6 protein-coding genes are annotated in these 5,014 nt (G+C 74.0%); all 6 read left to right on the top strand.

From position 1 onward, the window contains the following. Positions 1 to 767: DUF881 domain-containing protein (locus ABD317_RS33365; protein ID WP_344295018.1), on the top strand; the 767-nt coding region annotated here is incomplete at its 5' end. A gap of 156 nt (positions 768 to 923) precedes the next feature. Then, positions 924 to 1,751, top strand: coding sequence for a double zinc ribbon and FHA domain-containing protein (locus ABD317_RS33360; RefSeq protein WP_425582503.1), 828 nt, complete (start codon positions 924 to 926; stop codon positions 1,749 to 1,751). Between the two features lie 35 nt (positions 1,752 to 1,786). Next, positions 1,787 to 2,500 carry a transcriptional regulator FtsR gene (ftsR, locus tag ABD317_RS33355; protein ID WP_344295014.1) on the top strand — a complete coding sequence of 238 codons (714 nt, stop codon included), beginning with the start codon at positions 1,787 to 1,789 and terminating at the stop codon, positions 2,498 to 2,500. A 53-nt stretch (positions 2,501 to 2,553) separates the two neighbouring features. Further along, positions 2,554 to 3,024 (top strand): bifunctional nuclease domain-containing protein, encoded by a 471-nt coding sequence (locus ABD317_RS33350; RefSeq protein WP_027757521.1) that lies wholly within the window; start codon positions 2,554 to 2,556, stop codon positions 3,022 to 3,024. A 161-nt stretch (positions 3,025 to 3,185) separates the two neighbouring features. Next, a complete protein-coding gene (locus ABD317_RS33345) occupies positions 3,186 to 3,782 on the top strand; it encodes a MerR family transcriptional regulator (RefSeq protein ID WP_425582504.1) in 597 nt (198 codons plus the stop codon). Positions 3,783 to 3,896: 114 nt separating this feature from the next. After that, the coding region (locus tag ABD317_RS33340; RefSeq protein WP_344295010.1) for a DNA polymerase IV at positions 3,897 to 5,014 on the top strand (1,118 nt) is incomplete at its 3' end.

Raw genomic sequence — 5,014 nt, 5'->3', positions numbered from 1 at the left:
GCGCCGCGCCCGCCGCGCCGCCGCCCGCGGCGCCCGGCCCCCGGCCGGGCGCTGGCCGGCGCCGGCTGGTCGACGCGGTGTGGCCGCCCCGGCTGACCCGCTCGCAGCTGATCGTCGCCCTGCTGCTGTTCGTGCTCGGCCTGGGCCTGGCCATCCAGGTCCGCTCCACCGGCGAGTCCAGCGCGCTGCGCGGCGCCCGGCAGGAGGACCTCGTCCGCATCCTCGACGAGCTGGACGACCGCACCCAGCGGCTGGAGGACGAGCGCGAGCGCCTGGAGGACCAGAAGGCGGAGCTGGAGAACAGCTCCGACCGGGCGGAGGAGGCGCGCCGGCAGACGGAGGCCAAGGAGCGCGAGCTGGGCGTGCTGGCCGGCACCGTCGCCGCCGAGGGGCCGGGGATCGAGATCACCGTCCGCGGCCCGGAGGGCGCGGTCGAGGCGGACATGCTCCTCGACACCATCCAGGAGCTGCGCGCGGCCGGCGCCGAGGCGATCCAGATCAACGGCGTGCGCGTGGTCGCGGGCACGCACTTCGCCGACGCCGGGGAGAACGACGTGGCGATCGACGGCCGCCGCGTCTCCCAGCCGTACGTCTTCCGCGTGATCGGCCGCGCCGAGGACCTGGAGCCCGCGCTCAACATCCCCGGTGGGGTGGTTCAGACCATGGAGGAGGAGCAGGCTACGGTGTCCATCGAGCCCCGGGACACCGTCATCGTGGACGCCTTGCGGCGGGCGAAGCGGCCTGACTACGCTCGGTCGTCGTCGTGACCTCTGGGTTACGGGGGGTCGACGCATCGGCTGCGGTTGCGTAGGGGAAACTGTCCGGGGGTTGTGGACGTTCAGTGAATGTCCGGTGCCGCTGATGCGCGTGTCGAGTGACCTGCTCGAACATGGGCCTGTCCGACGGTCAAGGGGAAATCGCCCGTGAAGTTGTTCGCTAAGTTGTTCGGGAGGGGCTCGGCGGAACGGCCGGGTCGGCACCGCGCCGCGTCCCAGGGCGGCGAGGCCGGCGAGCGTGCCTTGTACCGCGATCAGGCGCCTCCGCCGTCCGGCGACATTTCGGGTGGTCAGGGCGAGTCTTATGTTGACCCTGCCGCGGCGGGCCGCATAGGTTTCGGGGAACCATCAACCTCAAGTGCGGGTGGAGGGTTCGGCTCGGACCCGCATGCGCCCGATGCCGCCGCGGGCGTTCCGCAGCAGGAGGGTCAGTCCATGGACCTGCCGGTATGCAACAGGTGCGGAGCCCGCAACGCGCAGGCGAGCCGGTTCTGCTCCAACTGCGGCGCCCCGCTGCGGGCCGGTGCGGCCGAGCGCCCGTCGGAGACCACCACCACGATCTCCATCTCGGGCCTTGAGGCCTACGAGGCCGAGGTCGCCGCCGGCGGCGGCCAGACGCTGCCGCCGCTGTCGCCCGAGGCGCAGGCGGCCGTCGACGCGCTGCCGCCCGGCTCCGCGCTGCTCGTCGTCCGCCGCGGCCCGAACTCCGGCGCCCGCTTCCTGCTGGACAGCGAGCTGACCACCGTCGGGCGCCACCCGCAGAGCGACATCTTCCTGGACGACGTCACGGTCTCCCGGCGGCACGTGGAGTTCCGCCGGATGCCGGACGGACGGTTCTCCGTCTCCGACGTCGGCAGCCTCAACGGCACGTACGTCAACCGCGAGCGGATCGACGAGGCCGAGCTGACCAGCGGGGACGAGGTGCAGATCGGAAAGTTCCGGCTGGTGTTCTTCCCCAGCCGGCACGCCGCCTGACCTGGCGGGGAGAAGACGACCACGGGACGGAAGCGATGGGCGACACCCCGAGGGGCGGCACCGCCGCCCCGGCAGCGGACCGGCCGGACCGCGGCCGGGCGCGCGACCGGCAGCTGAGCATCGGGGGCGTCCTCGCCGTGCTGCGCGAGGAGTTTCCCGAGGTCACCATCTCCAAGATCCGCTTCCTGGAGTCCGAGGGGCTCGTGGAGCCGCGGCGCTCGCCGGGCGGCTACCGCAAGTTCGGCGCCGCGGACGTCGAGCGGCTCGCCCGGGTCCTGCGGCTGCAGCGGGACCACTACCTGCCGCTCAAGGTCATCCGCGAGCAGCTGGACGCCGAGCCCGCGGACGGCGCCCCCGCCGGTGCCGCGGCGGCGCCCCACGATCCCCGTGTCGACCGCGCCGCGCTCCTGCGCACCGCCGCCGTCGGCGAGGAGGAGCTGGCGTCCTGGGAGGAGTTCGGGCTTGTCGCCCCGGACGCCGACGGGCTCTACGACGCGGACGCCGCCGCCGTGGCCCGCCTCGTCGCCGAGCTGGGCAGCTACGGGCTGCAGGCGCGCCACCTGCGCGGTCTGAAGGCCGCCGCGGACCGCGACGCCGGCCTGGTCGAACAGGTCGTCGGCCCGCTGCGGCGGCACCGCAGCCCGCAGACGCGGGCGCACGCGGAATCCACCGCAGAACGCCTGATCGAGCTGTCCGCGCGGCTGCACGCGACCCTCGTACGGTCCTCGCTGCGGGTCTCCGGCGGCTGACCGGTCCGGTGCCCGACTACCCAAAACCGCCGGGGTCGGCCTAGGGTTGCTGTGTGAACGAGCTCGACGTTGTGGGTGTCCGGGTGGAAATGCCCTCGAACCAACCGATCGTTCTCCTGCGTGAAGTGGGCGGCGACCGGTACCTCCCCATCTGGATCGGTCCGGGGGAGGCGACGGCGATCGCCTTCGCACAGCAGGGCATGACCCCCGCACGCCCGCTGACCCATGACCTCTTCAAGAACGTGCTGGACGCCGTCGGCCAGGAGCTCGCCGAGGTGCGGATCACCGACCTGCGGGAAGGCGTGTTCTACGCCGAGCTGGTGTTCGCCGGCGGCACCGAGGTCAGCGCCCGCCCGTCGGACGCCATCGCGCTCGCCCTGCGCACCGGCACGCCGATCTACGGCAGCGAAGGAGTGCTCAACGACGCCGGTATCTCGATCCCGGACGAGCAGGAGGACGAGGTGGAGAAGTTCCGCGAGTTCCTCGACCAGATCACGCCCGAGGACTTCGGCACCAACCAGTGACCGCCGCCCGCGGTAGCCCGCCCGGCCCTACCGCACGGGCGCCGGGGGCAAACCACCCGTAGGGTGATGAGCACCCGGCGTGCCCCGTGTGGCGTTCGTTGACGCGCCCGGGGCGACTGCCTACCGTCGGGAGGCAGGTCAGGGAGCGGGAGGTCGGCGTGGTGGTCACGGGCGGCGAGAGATCGGCCGGAGGGGGCGGACCAGTTCCGCTTCACGGTCCCGGCGCGGATCCCGCGAGGCAGCCGCAGGGCGCCTCCGCGGACCCCGACGAGGTCGGCTACCGGGGGCCCGCCGCGTGCGCCGCGGCCGGCATCACCTACCGCCAGCTCGACTACTGGGCCCGCACGGGCCTGGTCGAGCCCGGCGTCCGGCCCGCGCACGGCTCGGGCACCCAGCGGCTGTACGGGGCCCGCGACGTCGTCGTACTCAAGATCGTCAAACGGCTGCTGGACGCCGGTGTCTCGCTGCAGAGCATCCGGACGGCCGTACGGTACCTGCGCGCCGCCGACGCGGCGGACCTGCGGCGGATGACGCTCATCAGCGACGGGGCCACCGTCTACGAGTGCACGTCCCCGCACGAGGTCGTGGAGCTGCTGGAGGGCGGCCAGGGCATCTTCGGCATCGCCGTCGGCGTGGTCTTCAGCGACGTGCAGGCGGCTCTCGCGCAGCTGCACGCGGAGCGCGTCGACACCGGCGAGACGCTGGTGGGGCACAACGCGGCCGACGAGCTGGCGCGCCGCCGCAGCCGCGCCGGCTGACGCCCGGTCCGTACCGCCCGTACGGCGCCTGCACCACCGGCCCGTACGGCGCCGGCACGGCCGGCGCACGGGCGCCGGCGGGCCGATGTCGTACCCATGGGGGACCATCGCGGTGTGAGAAGCGCGCCGTCCGTCCTGCACCTGGACATGGACGCGTTCTACGCCGCCGTCGAGCAGGCCGCCAAGCCGAGCCTGGCGGGCAAGGCCGTGATCGTCGGCGGCCTCGGCCCGCGCGGCGTGGTGTCCACCGCGTCGTACGAGGCCCGCGTCTTCGGGGTGCACTCGGCGATGGCCATGGGCATGGCCCGGCGGCTCTGCCCCAACGCCGCCTTCCTCGTCCCGCGCTTCCGGCTCTACCAGCAGGTCAGCGGCCAGGTCATGGAGCTGCTCGGGGAGCTGTCGCCGCTGGTGGAGCCGCTGAGCCTGGACGAGGCGTTCGTCGACCTGGAAGCCGGCGGCACACCGCCCGACCAGGACGCGCTGCGGGGAGTGGCCGAGCGGCTGCGCGCGGACATCCGCGACGTCACCGGCCTGACCGGGTCCGTCGGGCTCGCCGCCTCCAAGATGCTCGCCAAGGTCGCCTCCGAGCTGGCCAAGCCGGACGGTCTTGTCGTGGTCCCGCCGGGCGGCGAGCGGGCGCTGCTGGGGCCCATGAGCGTGCGTACGCTGCCCGGCGTGGGCCCCGCGACGGCGGACTCGCTGCGCCGGGCCGGCATCACCACGGTCGCGGAGGTGACGGAGGCCGGCGAGGACGAGATGGTGCGGCTGCTGGGCAAGGCGCACGGCACCGGGATCCACGTCATGGCGCTGGGCCGGGACGAGCGGCCGGTGGTCGCGGACCGGGACGCCAAGTCCGTCTCCGTCGAGGACACCTTCGACGTCGACCTCACCGACCGGATCCGCATCCGCACGGAGGTCGGGCGGCTGGCGCGGCGGTGCGTGGAGCGGCTGCGCCGCGCGGAGCGCTCCGGCCGCACGGTGGTCCTGAAGGTCCGGCGGTACGACTTCGCCACCCTCACCCGCTCCGAGACGCTGCGCGGGCCCACCGACGACCCGGCCGTGGTCACCGAGGCGGCGCTGCGGCTGCTGGACGGGGTGGAGACGGCCGCCGGGGTGCGGCTGCTGGGCGTCGGCGTGAGCGGTCTGGCGGACTTCACGCAGGAGGACCTGTTCGCGCAGTCCGGTCAGGCCCCGGAGGTGCAGCACGGGCCGGTGGACGCCGACGGCCGGGT

This window comes from Streptomyces synnematoformans, from assembly GCF_039531005.1.
GTDB classification, from domain to species: Bacteria; Actinomycetota; Actinomycetes; order Streptomycetales; family Streptomycetaceae; genus Streptomyces; species Streptomyces synnematoformans.
Note: the sequence above shows the minus strand (reverse complement) of the source record. Positions and strands in the feature narration are given on the sequence as shown.

Bases quoted from the DNA above. Each gene is read 5' to 3' on its own strand.
- ftsR (WP_344295014.1), top strand. From the start codon at position 1,787: ATGGGCGACACCCCGAGGGGCGGCACCGCCGCCCCGGCAGCGGACCGG.